This window comes from Aeromicrobium marinum DSM 15272, from assembly GCF_000160775.2.
GTDB classification, from domain to species: domain Bacteria; phylum Actinomycetota; class Actinomycetes; order Propionibacteriales; family Nocardioidaceae; genus Aeromicrobium; species Aeromicrobium marinum.
Genome location: NZ_CM001024.1, coordinates 698,880 through 715,587, shown reverse-complemented (window position 1 = coordinate 715,587; position 16,708 = coordinate 698,880). Strand labels below are relative to the sequence as shown.

General features: G+C 70.1%; 22 protein-coding genes. 7 read left to right on the top strand and 15 right to left on the bottom strand.

Features of this window, described 5'->3' with window-relative positions; genetic code table 11:
• Positions 1–22 precede the first annotated feature (22 nt).
• The 4 genes from HMPREF0063_RS03840 to HMPREF0063_RS03830 are packed head-to-tail and all read right to left on the bottom strand — an operon-like array spanning position 23 to position 2,972.
• Positions 23–571 (bottom strand): PH domain-containing protein, encoded by a 549-nt coding sequence (locus tag HMPREF0063_RS03840; RefSeq protein WP_007077345.1) that lies wholly within the window; start codon positions 569–571, stop codon positions 23–25.
• 10 nt (positions 572–581) lie between these two features.
• Positions 582–740, bottom strand: a complete 159-nt coding sequence (locus HMPREF0063_RS16755) for a hypothetical protein (RefSeq protein WP_007077344.1) — start codon at positions 738–740, stop codon at positions 582–584.
• A gap of 52 nt (positions 741–792) precedes the next feature.
• Positions 793–1,758, bottom strand: a complete 966-nt coding sequence (gene meaB / locus HMPREF0063_RS03835; RefSeq protein WP_007077343.1) for a methylmalonyl Co-A mutase-associated GTPase MeaB — start codon at positions 1,756–1,758, stop codon at positions 793–795.
• A gap of 23 nt (positions 1,759–1,781) precedes the next feature.
• Positions 1,782–2,972 carry an acetyl-CoA C-acetyltransferase gene (locus tag HMPREF0063_RS03830; protein WP_007077342.1) on the bottom strand — a complete coding sequence of 397 codons (1,191 nt, stop codon included), beginning with the start codon at positions 2,970–2,972 and terminating at the stop codon, positions 1,782–1,784.
• Between the two features lie 116 nt (positions 2,973–3,088).
• Here HMPREF0063_RS03830 and mce point away from each other — a divergent pair, with 116 nt between their 5' ends.
• From mce to HMPREF0063_RS03815, 3 genes are all read left to right on the top strand, one after another.
• A complete protein-coding gene (gene mce, locus HMPREF0063_RS03825) occupies positions 3,089–3,538 on the top strand; it encodes a methylmalonyl-CoA epimerase (RefSeq protein WP_007077340.1) in 450 nt (149 codons plus the stop codon).
• 111 nt (positions 3,539–3,649) lie between these two features.
• Entirely contained in the window at positions 3,650–4,987 is a 1,338-nt protein-coding gene (gene ccrA, locus HMPREF0063_RS03820; protein WP_007077339.1) for a crotonyl-CoA carboxylase/reductase, read from the top strand.
• A 204-nt stretch (positions 4,988–5,191) separates the two neighbouring features.
• Complete coding sequence (locus HMPREF0063_RS03815) at positions 5,192–6,334, top strand: coiled-coil domain-containing protein (RefSeq protein WP_156794032.1); 1,143 nt, start codon at positions 5,192–5,194, stop codon at positions 6,332–6,334.
• Between the two features lie 4 nt (positions 6,335–6,338).
• Here HMPREF0063_RS03815 and HMPREF0063_RS03810 read toward each other — a convergent pair whose 3' ends face one another.
• The 3 genes from HMPREF0063_RS03810 to HMPREF0063_RS03805 all read right to left on the bottom strand — a co-directional run bounded on the left by HMPREF0063_RS03810 (position 6,339) and on the right by HMPREF0063_RS03805 (position 8,089).
• The gene (locus HMPREF0063_RS03810; RefSeq protein ID WP_007077338.1) at positions 6,339–6,605 is read right to left on the bottom strand and encodes a hypothetical protein; all 267 of its coding nucleotides are present in this window, start codon (positions 6,603–6,605) and stop codon (positions 6,339–6,341) included.
• A gap of 9 nt (positions 6,606–6,614) precedes the next feature.
• The gene (locus tag HMPREF0063_RS16525) at positions 6,615–6,785 is read right to left on the bottom strand and encodes a hypothetical protein (RefSeq protein ID WP_007077337.1); all 171 of its coding nucleotides are present in this window, start codon (positions 6,783–6,785) and stop codon (positions 6,615–6,617) included.
• Between the two features lie 107 nt (positions 6,786–6,892).
• Positions 6,893–8,089, bottom strand: coding sequence for a 3-hydroxyacyl-CoA dehydrogenase family protein (locus HMPREF0063_RS03805; protein ID WP_007077336.1), 1,197 nt, complete (start codon positions 8,087–8,089; stop codon positions 6,893–6,895).
• A 70-nt stretch (positions 8,090–8,159) separates the two neighbouring features.
• Between HMPREF0063_RS03805 and HMPREF0063_RS03800 the strand changes: the two genes are divergently transcribed.
• Positions 8,160–8,564, top strand: coding sequence for a hypothetical protein (locus HMPREF0063_RS03800; RefSeq protein ID WP_156794031.1), 405 nt, complete (start codon positions 8,160–8,162; stop codon positions 8,562–8,564).
• Positions 8,565–8,566: 2 nt separating this feature from the next.
• The gene (gene nucS / locus HMPREF0063_RS03795) at positions 8,567–9,244 is read left to right on the top strand and encodes an endonuclease NucS (protein WP_007077334.1); all 678 of its coding nucleotides are present in this window, start codon (positions 8,567–8,569) and stop codon (positions 9,242–9,244) included.
• Here nucS and HMPREF0063_RS03790 read toward each other — a convergent pair whose 3' ends face one another.
• Both HMPREF0063_RS03790 and HMPREF0063_RS03785 read right to left on the bottom strand, forming a co-directional pair.
• Positions 9,245–9,694 (bottom strand): SSI family serine proteinase inhibitor, encoded by a 450-nt coding sequence (locus tag HMPREF0063_RS03790; RefSeq protein ID WP_007077333.1) that lies wholly within the window; start codon positions 9,692–9,694, stop codon positions 9,245–9,247.
• A complete protein-coding gene (locus HMPREF0063_RS03785) occupies positions 9,687–10,211 on the bottom strand; it encodes a ferritin (RefSeq protein ID WP_007077332.1) in 525 nt (174 codons plus the stop codon). Before HMPREF0063_RS03785 ends, HMPREF0063_RS03790 begins: the two co-directional genes overlap by 8 nt.
• A gap of 53 nt (positions 10,212–10,264) precedes the next feature.
• Here HMPREF0063_RS03785 and HMPREF0063_RS16750 point away from each other — a divergent pair, with 53 nt between their 5' ends.
• Positions 10,265–10,429: a hypothetical protein gene (locus tag HMPREF0063_RS16750; RefSeq protein WP_007077331.1), complete on the top strand. Its 165-nt coding sequence runs from the start codon at positions 10,265–10,267 to the stop codon at positions 10,427–10,429.
• Positions 10,430–10,487: 58 nt separating this feature from the next.
• Here HMPREF0063_RS16750 and HMPREF0063_RS03780 read toward each other — a convergent pair whose 3' ends face one another.
• Positions 10,488–12,476: a protein meaA gene (locus HMPREF0063_RS03780; protein ID WP_040320074.1), complete on the bottom strand. Its 1,989-nt coding sequence runs from the start codon at positions 12,474–12,476 to the stop codon at positions 10,488–10,490.
• A 105-nt stretch (positions 12,477–12,581) separates the two neighbouring features.
• Between HMPREF0063_RS03780 and HMPREF0063_RS03775 the strand changes: the two genes are divergently transcribed.
• Positions 12,582–13,160 (top strand): cob(I)yrinic acid a,c-diamide adenosyltransferase, encoded by a 579-nt coding sequence (locus tag HMPREF0063_RS03775; RefSeq protein ID WP_007077329.1) that lies wholly within the window; start codon positions 12,582–12,584, stop codon positions 13,158–13,160.
• A 32-nt stretch (positions 13,161–13,192) separates the two neighbouring features.
• Here HMPREF0063_RS03775 and HMPREF0063_RS16520 read toward each other — a convergent pair whose 3' ends face one another.
• The 5 genes from HMPREF0063_RS16520 to HMPREF0063_RS03755 all read right to left on the bottom strand — a co-directional run bounded on the left by HMPREF0063_RS16520 (position 13,193) and on the right by HMPREF0063_RS03755 (position 16,708).
• Positions 13,193–13,363 carry a hypothetical protein gene (locus HMPREF0063_RS16520; RefSeq protein WP_007077328.1) on the bottom strand — a complete coding sequence of 57 codons (171 nt, stop codon included), beginning with the start codon at positions 13,361–13,363 and terminating at the stop codon, positions 13,193–13,195.
• A 103-nt stretch (positions 13,364–13,466) separates the two neighbouring features.
• Positions 13,467–13,913: a DUF2550 domain-containing protein gene (locus HMPREF0063_RS03770; RefSeq protein WP_007077327.1), complete on the bottom strand. Its 447-nt coding sequence runs from the start codon at positions 13,911–13,913 to the stop codon at positions 13,467–13,469.
• A gap of 19 nt (positions 13,914–13,932) precedes the next feature.
• Entirely contained in the window at positions 13,933–14,325 is a 393-nt protein-coding gene (locus tag HMPREF0063_RS03765; protein ID WP_007077326.1) for a F0F1 ATP synthase subunit epsilon, read from the bottom strand.
• The gene (gene atpD / locus HMPREF0063_RS03760) at positions 14,325–15,767 is read right to left on the bottom strand and encodes a F0F1 ATP synthase subunit beta (RefSeq protein ID WP_040320073.1); all 1,443 of its coding nucleotides are present in this window, start codon (positions 15,765–15,767) and stop codon (positions 14,325–14,327) included. The genes HMPREF0063_RS03765 and atpD overlap by 1 nt, the downstream gene beginning before the upstream one ends.
• A gap of 8 nt (positions 15,768–15,775) precedes the next feature.
• Positions 15,776–16,708 carry a F0F1 ATP synthase subunit gamma gene (locus HMPREF0063_RS03755; protein WP_007077324.1) on the bottom strand — a complete coding sequence of 311 codons (933 nt, stop codon included), beginning with the start codon at positions 16,706–16,708 and terminating at the stop codon, positions 15,776–15,778.

Here is a 16,708-nt window from a genome sequence, read left to right as displayed (position 1 = left end):
AGGCAGGGGACCCCGCGCGCGGTCACCGCCCGTCGAGCGGATCCACCCCCGTGCGGGGGCCTCGCAGACCGGCCCGCTGCACCACCCGCTGGATCGTCAGGTCGCGCCGGTCGGGGTCCCCGATGTAGCGGATGTCCCGCAGCCCCTGGGCCTGCGCGGCCGACTCGAACACGAAGTGCCCGTACCCCAGCACCCGACCCACCAGCGGCTTGTCGACCGTGATGTCCAGGATCCGGGTGATGGGCATCGTGGCGATCTTCACGTTGAAGACCCCCGAGGCCCGGAACACCCGCATGTTGGTGATGACGAAGATGTCGCGGCGTTCCCGGGCGGTCCCGTACACCGCGTGGCCCGCCAGCGCGAACCCGAGGAGGAGGAAGAACCACCCGAGGTCGATCGGGCCGAGCACGGCCACGATCCACGACGCCGCCACGAGGAGGAGCTCGGTCGCCGGGAGCGCGTAGACGATCGAGTGCTTGCGGACGAGGTCGACGACGACCTCACCCTCCTCGCTCAGCAGGTGGGCGTCGACCTGCTGGTCGGGGATGCGGTCGATCAGCAGCTGGATCATGGGGCTCCCCCTACTGGAAGAGCTCCTGCACGAACACGCCGACGCTGCCGAACCCGTCGATGACGGCGTCGAAGGCTCCCTCGACGGCGTCGGCGGCAGCAGCCGGGGCCGTCAGCAGGTAGTAGACGGCGAATCCGGCCACGAGCAGGACGAGGAGCTTCTTCAGCACGCATCCTGTCTAGTGCACCTGTGCCGCCCGGCGGCGCAGGCGCGCCGAGGAGTCAGAGTCCGGCGATGAGCGAGTCCGCCGCGGAGAACGGATCCTGTCGGCCCCCGACGACGTCGGCGGCCAGTCCGTCGAGCCGGTGGTCGCCCGACAGGTGGTCGAAGCGCCGGCTCACCTCGCCGAGGGCGATGGCCTCGATCTCGCGTCGCGCTCTCGCCACACGGCGCCGCTCCCCCTGGCCGGACGACTCCAGGTGGGCGCGGTGCTCCTCGATGTGCTGCACGACCTCGTCCACGCCCTGCCCGGTCGTGGCGACCGTGAGCGTGATCGGTGGCTTCCACGCGCCGTCGACCCGGTCGGTCATCGACAGCATGGCCCGCACCTCGCGCCGCGTCGTCGCTGCGCCGTCCCGATCGGCCTTGTTGACCACGAACAGGTCGCCGATCTCCAGGATCCCGGCCTTGGCGGCCTGGATCCCGTCACCCATGCCCGGGGCGAGCAGCACCAGGGTGGTGTCGGCCAGACCGGCGATCTCGACCTCGGACTGTCCGACACCGACGGTCTCGACGAGAACCACGTCGCAACCGGCCGCGTCGAGCACGCGCAGGGCCTGCGGCGCCGCCGCCGAGAGCCCGCCGAGGTGACCCCGGCTCGCCATCGACCGGATGAAGACGCGCGGGTCGGTGGCGTGCTCGGTCATCCGGACCCGGTCGCCCAGGAGCGCCCCGCCGGAGAACGGCGAGGTGGGGTCGACCGCCAGCACCCCGACGGTGTGGTCGGCCGCGCGCAGGGCCGTCACCAGCGCGGAGGTCGACGTCGACTTGCCCACGCCGGGCGAGCCGGTGAGACCCACGACGTGGGCGCCGGTGGTCCGGGGCACCAGGGCCCGCGCGACGTCGCGCAGGGCCGGCGAGTCGTCCTCGACCAACGAGATGAGACGGGCGACGGCCCGGGGCTTGCCCGGGCCGTCGCCGCACGCGGTCTCGACCAGCTCGTCGACGTCGTCGGTGCGACGCGCCATCGACGGCTCCTGTCGACCCGGGGTCAGGCCTGCGGCACGCGGATGATCAGGGCGTCGCCCTGTCCTCCGCCACCGCACAGTGCGGCTGCGCCGACGCCTCCGCCACGACGCCCGAGCTCCAGCGCGAGGTGCAGCACGATACGGGCGCCGCTCATGCCGATCGGGTGGCCGAGGGCGATCGCCCCGCCGTTGACGTTGACGATGTCCTCGCTGATGCCGAGCTCGCGGGCGGACGCCAGACCGACCGCGGCGAAGGCCTCGTTGATCTCGACCAGGTCGAGGTCGGAGGCGGAGATGCCCTCCTTCTCGCAGGCCTTCGCGATCGCGTTGGCCGGCTGCAGCTGCAGGGTCGAGTCGGGTCCCGAGACGACACCGGAGGCACCGATCTCGGCGATCCAGGACAGACCGAGCTCCTCGGCCTTGGCCTTGCTCATGACGACCACGGCGGCGGCGCCGTCGGAGATCTGGCTGGCGGTGCCGGCCGTGATGGTGCCCTCCTTGGCGAACGCGGGACGCAGCTTGCCCAGCGACTCGCCGGTGGTGTCACCCCGGACACCCTCGTCGGCGCTGACGACGACCGGGTCGCCCTTGCGGGTCGGGATCTCGACCGGGACGATCTCGTCGTCGAACACACCGTTCTTGGCCGCGGTGGCCGCCAGCTGGTGCGAGCGCGCACCGAAGGCGTCCTGCTCCTCGCGCGACAGGCCGAGACCCTCGGCGTTGCACTGCTCGGTCAGCTTGCCCATGGCCTGGTCGGTCAGCGCGTCCCAGAGCCCGTCGTACTCCATGTGGTCGAGCATCGTGGTGGCCCCGTACTTGTGGCCCTCGCGCGAGTTCTTCAACAGGTGCGGCGCCTGGGTCATCGACTCCTGACCGCCGGCGACGACGACGTCGTACTCACCCGCCCGGATCAGCTGGTCGGCCAGCGCGATGGCGTTGATGCCCGACAGGCACACCTTGTTGATGGTCAGGGCCGGGACGCCCAGCGGGATCCCGCCCTTGTAGGCGGCCTGACGGGCCGGCACCTGGCCGGCGCCGGCGCCGAGGACCTGACCCATGATCACGTACTCGACCTGGTCGCCGGCGACGCCGGCCTTCTCGAGCGCGCCCTTGATGGCGAGGCCGCCCAGGTCGGACCCGGACAAGGTCTTGAGGCCGCCGAGGAGGCGGCCGATCGGGGTGCGCGCACCCGCGACGATGACGGAGGTGGTCATGTGGAACTCCTTCGAAGCCTGACGATGTCGTCACTGTACTCGCGGGTTACAGGCCCGTTACCCCGGTGTGCCGAACACCACGGGGGCCGGACGCGCCCCTGCTCTACCCTGCTGGCATGACCGAGCCCATCGTTCCCGACCACCTGCTCCTGGCGATCGACCACGTCGGCATCGCCGTGCCCGACCTCGACGAGGCCATCGAGTTCTACGGCAGCACCTTCGGCCTGCACTCCGTGCACGAGGAGGTCAACGAGGAGCAGGGAGTCCGCGAGGCGATGCTCGCCGTCGGTGACTCCGGTTCCTTCATCCAGCTCCTCGCACCGCTCAGCCCGGAGTCGACGATCGCGAAGTTCCTCGACCGCAACGGGCAGGGCGTGCAGCAGCTGGCCTACCGGGTGTCGGACATCGACGCCGTCGGAGCCACGCTGCGCGAGCGCGGCGTCCGGCTGCTGTACGACGCGCCGAAGAACGGCACCGGTGGCAGCCGCGTCAACTTCGTCCACCCCAAGGACGCCGGTGGCGTGCTCGTCGAGCTGGTCGAGCCCGCCGGCGACCTGCACCACTGACCCGTCGCGGCGCCGGTCCCCGTCGACGGAGACCGGAGTCACACGCCACCACGTGGGCGGCCCACGTTTCCCGCCGGTAACATCGGCGCAACCCTGACCCGGAGGACACCTGTGCAGAACATTCTCGATGCCATCCAGGCCGGCGACACCTCCTCGGAGGAGTACGCCGCGATCGACATCCCGAAGACCTACAAGGCCATCACCGTCCACAAGGAGGACGAGAAGATGTTCGAGGGGGTGCCGACCAAGGAGAAGGACCCCCGCAAGAGCCTGCACCTGGACGACGTGCCCGTCCCCGAGCTCGCCCCGGGTGAGGCCCTCGTGGCCGTGATGGCCAGCGCCATCAACTACAACACCGTGTGGACCTCGATCTTCGAGCCGGTCTCGACGTTCGGCTTCCTCGAGCGGTACGGCAAGCTCTCGGAGTACTCCAAGCGTCACGACCTGCCCTACCACGTGGTCGGCTCCGACCTCGCCGGCGTCGTGCTGCGCACCGGTCCGGGCGTCAACGCCTGGAAGCCGGGCGCCGAGGTCGTCGCGCACTGCCTGTCGGTCGAGCTGGAGAGCCCCGACGGCCACGACGACACCATGATGGATCCGCAGCAGCGCATCTGGGGCTTCGAGACCAACTTCGGCGGTCTGGCCGAGCTGGCCATCGTCAAGTCCAACCAGCTCATGCCCAAGCCCGACCACCTGTCGTGGGAGGAGGCGGCGAGCCCCGGCCTGGTGAACTCCACCGCCTACCGCCAGCTGGTGTCCAAGAACGGCGCCAACATGAAGCAGGGCGACGTCGTGCTGATCTGGGGCGCTTCCGGCGGCCTGGGTTCCTACGCGACGCAGATGGCGCTCAACGGCGGAGCCATCCCCGTGTGCGTCGTCTCGTCGCCGGAGAAGGCCGAGATCGTCCGCTCGCTCGGTGCCGAGCACGTCATCGACCGTTCGGCCGAGGGCTACAAGTTCTGGAGCGACCCGAGCACGCAGGACCCCAAGGAGTGGCGTCGCTTCGGCAAGAAGATCCGTGAGCTCACCGGCGGCGAGGACCCGGACATCGTCTTCGAGCACCCGGGTCGTGAGACCTTCGGCGCGTCGGTCTACGTGACCCGCAAGGGCGGCACCATCATCACCTGCGCGTCGACCTCGGGCTACATGCACGAGTACGACAACCGCTTCCTGTGGATGAACCTGAAGCAGATCAAGAGCTCGCACTTCGCGAACTACCGTGAGGCCTACGAGGCCAACCGGCTGATCGAGAAGGGCCTCATCCACCCGACCGTCTCGAAGGTCTACCCCCTGGCCGAGACCGGCCAGGCGGCGCTCGACGTGCACCACAACCTGCACCAGGGCAAGGTCGGCGTGCTCGCGCTCTCCCCCGAGGAGGGTCTCGGCGTCCGCAACGCCGAGAAGCGGGCCAAGCACCTCGACGCGATCAACCGCTTCCGGGGCATCTGACGCCTTCCCCAACCCGGTCCCACGAGGGGGCGCGACCGACGCGGTCGCGCCCCCTCGTGGCGTTCGTGGACCGTGGTGCGCGGTCCGTCCCGCGGGTCGAGCGCGGTGCACGGGAGCGTTCGGTGCGGGCAGTAGAATGGGCGACGACCCTCACCTCCACCCTGCTGTCACCTGCCTTGGAGCGTTATGTCCGATCAGTCCGGAGTGTCCATCTTCGATGCCGCGGCCCAGTCCGCCAACGCCAGCTTCCCGCCGGCGCGACGAGGTGGGTACGACCCCGACGCGGTCGACGCCTGGGTCCGGTCCCAGTCGGCCGAGCTCACCAAGGCCGCCGAAGCCGTCCGCGACCTGCAGCAGGCCCATGACCAGCTGGCCCGCACCAACGAGGAGCAGGCCGCCCGCATCGCCGAGCTGACCGAGCGCGTCGAGGCCGTCGACCGTCCCAGCTACGCCGGCCTGGGCAACCACGCCGCCCAGCTGCTCGGGCTGGCCGAGGCGGAGGCCGCCGAGGTGCGCGAGCGGGCCACCCGTGAGGCCGCCGAGGTCGTGGCGAGTGCCCACGAGGACGCGGCCCTGCTGCGCGCCGAGGCCTCGGCGGAGGTCGAGGAGCTGCGCACCACGGCCGTCAGCGAGCTGGAGGCCAAGCGCAAGCAGCTGCTCGACGAGGCCCACGCCCTGCACACCGAGGCCACCGCCACCGCAGCCGACCTGCGCGACCAGGCCGAGCGCGAGGCGGCCCGGGTCAAGATCGCCGCCGAGCAGGACGCCCAGTCGATGCGGCTGGGGGCGACCCGAGAGGTCGAGCAGTCCCGTGCGGCCGCCGACCGCGAGGTCACCGAGGCCCGTCGGGTGCTGGCGGTCGAGAAGGAGCGGTTGGCCCGCGAGGCCGCCGAGCACCACGAGTCGGCCGCCCAGCAGACCGCGCAGCTGGTCGCCGACGCGGAGTCCCGCGCCGGCGCCGCCGACCAGCGGGCGCGGGAGATCCTCGGGCAGGCCACCACCGCACGTGACAACGCCACGGCCGAGGCCACCCAGCTGCTCGAGAACGCCCGGGGGGAAGCCGCTGCGGTGGTCGCCCAGGCCCGGGCCGACGCCGAGAACATCCGCGTCGGAGCCACCACCGAGGTCGAGCGCCACACGCGGGCCCTGCGCTCGGAGGTCGAGGAGCTGGAGCGCAAGCGCGAGCGCATCGTCTCCCAGATGGGCCAGCTGCGGGACATCGTCTCGACCTTCGCCCCCAGCAGCGATCTGGGCGAGGTGGCAGCGGGCGCCGAGGTGGCTGACCTCGAGGGCGAGCAGGACGACGACGCCGCCGACGACGACGAGGCCCCGACCAGCACGAGCTGACGGCTCAGCGACCGCGCTCCCAGCAGGTGCGGTGCCAGTGTCGACGTTCGTCGAGGGCGTCGCGACTCAGGAGGGCCTTCTCGACCGGCCAGGCGACGACGTGGGCCGTCCCGGGAGGGATCGGCCGGTGGCAGCCCGGGCAGGTGTAGGTCTTGGCCGTCGTCGCACCGGTCAGCCGGCGCACGTGCCACGCGCCGGATCCGCGGTGCTCGATCTCGTCCCCGCCCAGCGGTCGGGCCGCGGTCCGGCGTGGCGGACGGCGGCGGGGCATGGACGGAGTCTACGGCGCGGCGGGAACCGATGACTGGGTCATCGTCGGCGTCAGGTCCACCGACCGCAGGTTGTCGTTGAACAACCCCAGGGCCGCCACACCACAGACGTAGGCGCCGACCGCGCACGAGAAGGCGACCCGAACCACTTGCGCGGTCCGCTGCACTGCTGCCGTGCTCATCCGCGCCTCCTGACGTCCGTCCTGTACACCACAACGAGGCGGCAGCCCGGGGGTTACCGCCTCGTCGAGGTGATTCGTGCCGCGCGCGGACGGCGGCCGGTCCGGCCTCAGTAGGTGTGGAAGCCTGCCTTGGTCTTGCGCCCCAGCCTGCCCTCGGCCACGACCTGCTCGAGCAGGGGTGCCGGCGTCCAGCCGTCGTGCCCGAACGTGGCGTGCAGCGTCTGCTGGATCGCAAGGGACACGTCGTTGCCGACGACGTCGAGCAGCTCGAACGGACCCATCGGCAGACGGGTCTCCTTGAGGGCGGTGTCGATCTCCTCCAGCGTGCCGCCGCCGGCCACGTGCAGGTTGACGGCGTCGTTCAGGTACGGGAACAGCAGCGCGTTGACGATGAACCCGGCCCGGTCGGTGCACGACACCGGGTGCTTGCCGACCGACAGGCACAGGGCCCGGGTGGTCTCGGCCACCTCGGCCGACGTCGCGGCGCCCGAGACGACCTCGACGAGCTTCATGACCGGCGCCGGGTTGAAGAAGTGCATCCCGATCACGTCGGACGGACGGGCGGTCTCGGCGGCCAGCGCGTCGATCGAGAGCGAGGACGTCGTGGTCGCCAGGATCGCACCGGGCTTGGTGATCCGGTCGAGGTCACGGAACAGCTGCAGCTTGATGTCGAGGTCCTCGGCGATCGCCTCGACCACGATGTCGACGCCGGCCAGGGCCTCGCGCTCGGTCGAGCCCGAGATCCGGCCCAGCAGGTCGGACTTGGCGTCCTCGTCCAGGCGGCCCTTCGCGATCGCCCGGTCGAGGTTCTTGGTGATGGCGGCCTCGACGCCGGCGAGCTGGGTCTCACCGCGGCCGACGTAGGTGACGTCGTAGCCCGCCTTGGCGAACACCTCGACGATGCCGGACGCCATCGTGCCGGTACCGACGACGCCGACCGAGCCGATGGAGTGCCGCAGCTCCGGCGCGGCCGGAGCGTCCGCGGAGGCGGCTTCGGCCTCGAAGGTCGAACCGGAGCCCGAGAGCCGCGTGAGGACGGGCGCCGGCTGGTGCAGCGGATCGCCGGTGGTGGCGCGCTGCGCCTCCAGGCCGGCCACCACGGTCGCCGCGCCGAGGGCGTCGACGAGGGCCAGGGGGCCGACGGGGTATCCACAGCCGAAGCGCATCGACGCGTCGATGTCGGCGGCGGTCGCGTAGCCGCTCTCGAACATCGTGGCGGCGTGGTTCAGGTAGGGGTAGATCAGCGTTCGAGCGATCTCGGCACCTCGGTCGGTACCGGTCAGACGGTCGACGATCTCCTGCATGGCTACTCCTCAGTAGTGAAGCGGTCGTGACACACTAGCGTGACCGTGACGACGCTGGGACGGGGAGCCGATGAATCGACGTGTGCAGGTGGCCACAGGCCTCGTGGTGGCCGTGATGACGGTGCTGGCGGGGTGCGGCGAGCCGGACGACGACCCCTCGGCGAGCCCTTCACCGACGAGCGGCACGACGTCCGAGGCGACTCCGTCGCCGACGACCGAGCCCTCGCAGACCCCTGACGGGCCGGCCGCGGAGCTGGTCGGCACCTGGCGCAGCGAGGAGGCCGACTGGACCGTGCGGTTCGCCGCCGACGGCACCTTCGTGGAGGACTTCCAGGGCAACGTGGACTTCCGCTCCGGCGAGTGGGAGCTGTCGGGCGACACGCTGCTGCTGATCGGCGGCGACGGCAACACCACCGAAGGGGTCCGGGTCGGCGACGACTGGGAGTTCATGCTCGGCACCCTCTCGAAGCGCTGACCGTGCGGCTGGTCATCGCCCGCTGCCAGGTCGACTACGCGGGGCGGCTCTCGGCGCACCTGCCGCCGGCCACCCGGGTCATCATGGTCAAGAACGACGGCTCGGTGCTGGTGCACTCCGACGGCGGCTCGTACAAGCCGCTCAACTGGATGAGCCCCCCGTGCACGCTGCGCGAGGGCGTGGCCGACGACGGGGTGGCCGAGTGGGTCGTGTCGGCCACCAAGTCCGACGACACGCTGCGCATCCGGCTCGAGGAGGTGCTGCACGACTCCTCGCACGACCTGGGCGTCGATCCCGGCCTGCAGAAGGACGGGGTCGAGAAGCACCTGCAGGAGCTGCTGGCCGAGCACACGTCGGCGCTCGGCGTCGGCATGAGCCTGGTCCGGCGGGAGTACATGACGGCGATCGGGCCCGTCGACCTGCTCTGCAAGGATCCGGCGGGCGCATCGGTCGCCGTGGAGATCAAGCGGCGCGGCGACATCGACGGCGTCGAGCAGCTGACGCGCTACCTCGAGCTGATGAACCGCGACCCGGGCCTGCGCCCGGTGCGCGGGATCTTCGCCGCGCAGGAGATCAAGCCGCAGGCGCGCGTCCTGGCGACCGACCGCGGGATCGAGTGCGTCGTCGTGAACTACGACGAGCTCCGCGGCATCGACGATCCCAGCCTCAGGCTGTTCTGATCACTGCAGGGGAACGTCGAAGAACGTCGTGCCGAGCGTGTCCCACCGGTCGATCTCGCAGCCGTTGGAGCGGCTGAACGCAGCGTCGACGGGCTCGCCCCGGTACGTCCCCGACACCTCGGCTCGCTGGGGTCCACCGAAGATCATCGTGCAGATCTCGTCCGGGCCGACCGGGTCGAAGACCTCGCCTCCTGCAGCGTCGAGAGCGGCGCACGCCTGCTCCGGCTGCGGGTGCTCGCCGCCCGCCGGGTCGCAGGTGAGCGTCAGCACCCGCGGGGCGGCTCCCTCGTCGGTCGTCACCTCGATGCGCAGCGAGGTGCCGGTGCCGGCGGTCGACGTCGGGTCGGCCGCCGTCGGCCCGGGCTCCGCGCCCGGCGACGGGTCGTCGACCGATCCGCACCCCGCCAGCAGTCCGAGCAGGACGATGCCGGCCTGCGCCTGCCTACGCACCGGCGGCGGGCGGCGCCGTCGGGTCGCCGTCGGAGCCCTTGTCCTCGCGAGCGATCCAGTCCTCGATGCGCTCGTAGTCGTCCGCCGAGCGGGTGACCACGGCCAGCAGGTCGCTCATCTTGGCGACCTCCTCGACCTGTTCCTTGATGAACCACTGCATGAACTGGTCGGAGGCGAAGTCGCTGGCGTCGCGAGCGATGCGGGTCAGCTCGTTGATCTGCTGCGTGACGCGCTTCTCCTGCTCCAGCGCCAGCCGCACCGGCGCGACCACGTCGGCGAACCCGGTCTGCGGGGCCGGGGTGGCCGGGATCAGCGGCGTCTCGTCGGCGTCGAGGAGGTAGCGGATCATCATCATCGCGTGCTCGCGCTCCTCCACCGCCTGCTGGTAGAAGAGCCCGGCGATCTGCGGCATCGTGAGCGCGTCGTAGAAGGTCGCGATCGCGATGTACTGCTGGTGGGCCGCGAACTCGTTGCCGAGCTGCTCGTTGAGCTTCTGCGTGAAGGCTGGTGCCGCCATGGTGAACCCCTCCTGGAAAGTGTAGTTAGCCTAACCTGAGGTACGGTGGTGTCGTGCCTCCGAAGCCGAAGAAGAAGTGCTGCAGCGACAAGCCTGCCTGCAAGCGCTGCCCCCTGCAGATGATGAAGAAGGGCACTCTTCCCCCCGGCTACACGGTCAAGAAGCGCAAGCTGGTCAAGGTCAAGAAGTCCGACAAGAAGAGCAAGGTCGCCGCCTGAGCCGCACCGCGAGCCTACGGGCTCGACGGAACCGCCCGCCAGCAAGGACCGGCTGACCTCAGGAGAGGCCGTTGGCCTTGCGGACCTCGTCGGCGACGCGGTCCATGATGTCGGTCATCCCGAAGTCCTTGGGCGTGAAGACCGCAGCGATGCCCTCGGCCTCGAGCCGGCGAGCGTCGGAGTCGGGGATGATGCCACCGACGATGACCGGGACGTTGTCCAGACCCGCCTCCAGCAGGCCCTTCTGCACCTCCGGCACCAGCTCCATGTGCGACCCCGACAGGATCGACAGGCCCACCACGTGCACGTCCTCGGCCACCGCCGCCGCCACGATCTGCGACGGGGTCAGCCGGATGCCCTGGTAGACGACCTCGAACCCGGCGTCGCGGGCCCGCACGGCCACCTGCTCGGCGCCGTTGGAGTGCCCGTCGAGGCCCGGCTTGCCGACGAGGAAGCGCAACCGGCCACCCAGCTCCTCGCCGGTGCGAGCCACCTTCTCGCGCACCGCGGTGAGCTCGGCACCCGCCTCGGCGACACCGACCACCCCGGCCACGCCGGTCGGTGCCCGGTACTCACCGAACACGCCACGCAGGGTGTGCGACCACTCCCCCACCGTCGCGCCGGCCCGGACCGCGTCGAGGGTCGCTGCCATCAGGTTGGTCGTGGTCTTGGCCTCGGCGGCGAGTCGCTCCAGGGCGGCGTCGACCGCGGCCTGGTCGCGCTGGCTGCGCCACTGCTGCACGTCGGCCACGGCGTTGGCCTCGGCCTGCGGGTCGGAGGCCATGATGGCGCCGTCGAGGTCGGCGGTCAGCGGCGACGGCTCGGTGGAGGTGTAGGAGTTGACGCCCACGACCTTCATCTCGCCCGACTCGATCCGCGCCCGACGCTCGGCGTGCGACGAGACCAGCGCCTGCTTCATGTAGCCGGACTCCACGGCCGCGACCGCGCCGCCCATCGCCTGCACGCGGTCGATCTCGGCCTTCGCGCCCTCGACCAGCTCGGCGACCTTGGCCTCGATGACCACCGACCCCTCGAAGATGTCGTCGTACTCCAGCAGGTCGGACTCGAACGCCAGCACCTGCTGCAGCCGCAGCGACCACTGCTGGTCCCACGGCCGAGGCAGGCCCAGGGCCTCGTTCCAGGCCGGCAGCTGCACCGCGCGGGCGCGCGCGTCCTTGCTGAGCGTGACACCGAGCATCTCCAGGACGATGCGCTGCACGTTGTTCTCGGGCTGCGCCTCGGTGAGCCCGAGGGAGTTGACCTGCACGCCGTAGCGCAGACGTCGCATCTTCGGGTCGGTCACGCCGTAGCGCTCGCGGGTGATCTCGTCCCACAGCGCACCGAAGGCACGCATCTTGCACATCTCCTCGATGAACCGCACCCCGGCGTTGACGAAGAACGAGATGCGTCCCACGACCCGCTCGAACTCCTCGGGCGGCACCTGTCCGGAGTCACGCACCGAGTCCAGCACCGCGATCGCCGTGGTGAGGGCGTAGGCCAGCTCCTGCGTCGGAGTCGCACCGGCCTCCTGCAGGTGGTAGCTGCAGATGTTCAGCGGGTTCCACTTCGGGATGGAGCTGACCGTGTAGGCGATCATGTCGGTCGTGAGTCGCAGGGAGGACTCCGGCGGGAACACGTAGGTGCCGCGCGACAGGTACTCCTTGATGATGTCGTTCTGGGTGGTGCCGGCCAGCTCGGCGGCATCGACGCCCTGCTCCTCCGCGGCGACCTGGTACATGGCCAGCAGCCACATGGCGGTGGCGTTGATCGTCATCGACGTGTTCATCTCGCCGAGCGGGATGTCCTGGAACAGCCGGCGCATCGACCCCAGGTGCGGGATCGGCACGCCCACCTTGCCGACCTCGCCGCGCGAGAGCTCGTGGTCGGGGTCGTACCCGGTCTGGGTCGGCAGGTCGAACGCCACCGAGAGACCGGTCTGACCCTTGGCCAGGTTCTTGCGGTACAGGGCGTTGGACTCCGCGGCGGAGCTGTGTCCGGCGTAGGTGCGCATCACCCAGGGCTTGTCAGGCGCAGACTTGTCAGGCATGGGGGCAGATTACCGTGACGTAAACGTCCACCGCACCGACGGTGAGGCACGCAACAGTCGCGTGGGGGTCGGTCGCTCCACGGACCGGCCGATACGCTCGGCCCCATGGTCAACCTGACGAGGATCTACACCCGCACCGGAGACGACGGCACCACGGCGCTGGTCGACATGAGTCGCACCAGCAAGAACGACCGGCGTCTGGTCGCCTACGCCGACGTCGACGAGGCCAACAGCCACCTGGGCGTGGTGCTCTCGCTGGGCGAGCTCGACGACGACGTCGCCGCGGTCCTGACCCACGTGCAGAACGACCTGTTCGACGTCGGTGCCGACCTCGGTGCCCCCGTGGTGGACGACCCCCCGTACCCGCCGCTGCGGGTGGAGCCCGACTACGTCGAGCGGCTCGAGCAGTGGTGCGACCTCTACAACGAGCGGGTGGAGAAGCTGCGGTCGTTCATCCTGCCCGGCGGCACGCCCTCCGCGGCCCATCTGCACGTCGCCCGGACCGTCGTGCGGCGCGCCGAGCGGGCTGCGTGGTCGGCCATCGAGGAGCACGGCGACAGCATGAACCCGCTCACGGCCACCTACCTCAACCGACTGAGCGACCTGCTGTTCATCCTGGCCCGGTGCGCGAACACCGGACGCGGGGACGTGCTGTGGGTGCCCGGCGGCGAGCGCCAGGCGTGACGGTGCGGTGCTGACGAGTCAGCGCTGACCGGTCAGTGCCAGTCGATCGCCCGCGCGACGACGAACGACCCTCCCGCAGGTCCGGCAGCCTTGCCGATCTTGACCGTCGACGTCGACGGCTCTGACGGGGCTGCGGAGGCGGCGGGGGTGGTGCCGAGAACCGGCACCAACACCAGAGCGAATGCGGCGGCGAACTTCTTCATCTCGATGTCCTCACGACGACGGCGGACCCGGAGGTCCTCTCCCTCGACACCGTCGATGACGGCGCCGTTGGTCCCAGACTAGCGCGGGACGCCGTCGTCGTCATCAGACGACCTTGTTGACACCGCGGCCCGGCGGCGACGACTCCAGCCACGCGAGCAGCCCGGTGAGCGAGGTGGGACTCATCGCGAGCTGACGGACCCCCGAGGAGGTCGTGCAGGTCGCCACGACCTGACCGGGGTGCAGGGTGAAGGCCTCCGCGCCCTGCGGCTGGCGGCGACCCTCGATCGCCACCTCACCGCGCGGGAACCGGTGCCGGGGCCGCCATGACAACGAGAAGGTGCGGTACCACTCGACCTCGGTGGCCCCGTAGACGGCGACGCCCAGGATCCATCCCCGCGGACCGGGCGCCTCGTGCCGGTTGATGCTCATCTCGAAGGCGCCAGCGGTCCGCTCCAGGTACCGCCGACGGATCACGACGGCGATCAGCACCAGGATCGCCAAGATGGCGAGCACGGCAAGGGAGTCGACGAACCACAGCCACAGTGGCACGGTGAACCCCCTCAGGTCGTCAGGACGCCTTGCCGATGGTGCGGAACTTGGCCTCCGCGCGCAGCACCGCGTCGTGGTCCTCGGCGGCTCGTGCCGTCTCGATCTCGTGCTGGATGGTCGCCGTGTCGAGCTCGGACTCCAGGTACACGTCCTCGCTGAGGATCGACACGTGGTCGTTCGCGACCGAGAGGAAGCCCTCGGCCACGGCCGCGCGCACCGTCTCACCGTCGGTGGACCGGATCACGACGACGCCGGGCACCAGCAGGGAGAGCAACGGGGTGTGACCGCGCAGCACGCCGAGGTCACCCTCGACCGTGCGCGCGCTCACCTCGCCTGCCTGACCGGACCACACGACCCGGTCAGCGGCCACGAGCTCGACCTGGAGGGCCTTGCCCTGTTCCTTGGCTGCCATCAGAGGCTCTTCTGGATTCGTTCCCAGTTGGCGTCGACGTCCTCGAGACCGCCGCACATGAAGAACGCCTGCTCCGCCACGTGGTCGTAGTCGCCGTCGCAGATCTTGGTGAAGCCGTCGATCGTCTCGTCGATGGAGACGGTCGAGCCCTCGATGCCGGTGAACTGCTTGGCCACGTAGGTGTTCTGGGAGAGGAAGCGCTGGATGCGACGGGCGCGGGACACCAGCGTCTTGTCCTCCTCGCTCAGCTCGTCGACACCGAGGATCGCGATGATGTCCTGCAGCTCCTTGTTGCGCTGCAGGATGCTCTTGACCCGGTTGGCGGTCGTGTAGTGGTCGTGGCTGATGTACCGCGGGTCGAGGATCCGCGACGTCGAGGTCAGCGGGTCCACGGCCGGGTAGATGCCCATCGACGCGATCTCACGGTTGAGCTCGGTCGTGGCGTCCAGGTGGGCGAACGTCGTGGCCGGGGCCGGGTCGGTGTAGTCGTCGGCCGGCACGTAGATCGCCTGCAGCGAGGTGATCGAGTGACCGCGCGTGGAGGTGATGCGCTCCTGCAGGACGCCCATCTCGTCGGCCAGCGTCGGCTGGTAGCCCACGGCGGACGGCATGCGGCCGAGCAGCGTGGAGACCTCCGAGCCGGCCTGCGTGAACCGGAAGATGTTGTCGATGAACAGCAGCACGTCCTGGTTCTGGACGTCGCGGAAGTACTCGGCCATGGTGAGGGCCGACAGGGCGACGCGCAGGCGGGCTCCGGGCGGCTCGTCCATCTGGCCGAAGACCAGGGCGGTCTGTCCGAGGACGCCCGCCTCCTCCATCTCGGCGATGAGGTCGTTGCCCTCGCGGGTGCGCTCACCCACGCCGGCGAACACCGACACGCCACCGTGGTCGCGCGCCACACGGGCGATCATCTCCTGGATGAGCACGGTCTTGCCGACGCCGGCACCACCGAACAGGCCGATCTTTCCGCCCAGCACGTACGGCGTCAGCAGGTCGATGACCTTGATGCCGGTCTGGAACATCTCGGTCTTGGACTCCAGCTGGTCGAACGCCGGGGCCTTGGCATGGATGCCGCGACGCTCCTCGACCTCCCACACCTCGCCCTCGGCCAGGTTCATGACGTCGCCGGTGGTGTTGAACACCTTGCCGAGCGTCTGGTTGCCGACGGGCACGGTGATCGGCTCGCCGGTGTTGATGACGGTCGCGCCGCGCACGATGCCGTCGGTCGGACGCAGGCTGATGGCGCGCACCAGGCCGTCACCGATGTGCAGCGCGACCTCGAGGGTCAGCGTCTCGGTGACGCCGTCGATCGTGGTGTCGACCTTCAGCGCGTTGTACATCTCGGGGATCGCATCGCTCGGGAACTCGATGTCGAGCACCGGGCCGATGACGCGCGCCACGCGGCCCGTGGCCAGGGTCTTCTCTTCGACGGTTGCAGTCATGATCTCTCTCACTCGCTCCCAGCGGTGGCGTCGGCCAGCGCGTTGGCGCCACCGACGATCTCGCTGATCTCCTGGGTAATGCCCGCCTGGCGGGCCTGGTTGGCAGTCCGGGTGTACTTCTGGATCAGGTCCTCGGCGTTGTCCGTCGCCGACTTCATGGCCTTCTGCCGCGCCGCGAGCTCGGAGGCCGAGGCCTGCAGCAGGCAGAAGTAGATCCGGCTGTTGACGTACTTCGGCAGCAGCGCGTCGAGCACCTCGTGCGCGGACGGTTCGAACTCGTACAGCGGCAGCAGCTCGGACTCCTCGGGAGCCTCGGTGCCCTCGACGACCTCCAGCGGCAGCAGCCGGATCACGTCGGGCTCCTGGGTCAGCATCGACCGGAACCGGGTGAAGACCACGTGCAGCTCGTCGGCCGCACGGGCGGGATCGACCGTGTCGTCCTCGTCGTCACCGGAGTTGAACGCCCGCACCAGCGTGGTGCCGATGTCGCGGGCGTCGGAGAACTCCGGCTTGTCGGAGAACCCGGTCCACGAGGTGACGAACGGACGCTGGCGGAAGTTGTAGTACGCCTCCGCCTTGCGTCCGGTGAGGTACAGGTCGACCTCCTTGCCCTCGTTCGTCAGCTTCTCGACGAGACGCTCGGCCTCCTTGATGACGGCCGAGGAGTAGGAACCGGCCAGACCGCGGTCGCTCGCCACGACCAGCACGGCGGCCCGGGTCGGGTTCTCCTTCTCGGTCGTCAACGGGTGGTCGACGTTGGAGAACGTGGCGACCGCCGACACGGCGCGGGTCAGCTCACGGGCGTACGGCGCTGCCGCCGCCGCTCGCTGCTGCGCCTTGATGATGCGCGAGGCGGCGATCAGCTCCATGGCGCGCGTGATCTTCTTCGTGGCCTGGGTCGACCTGATCTTCGCGCGGAGTTCACGGACCGAAGCTGCCAT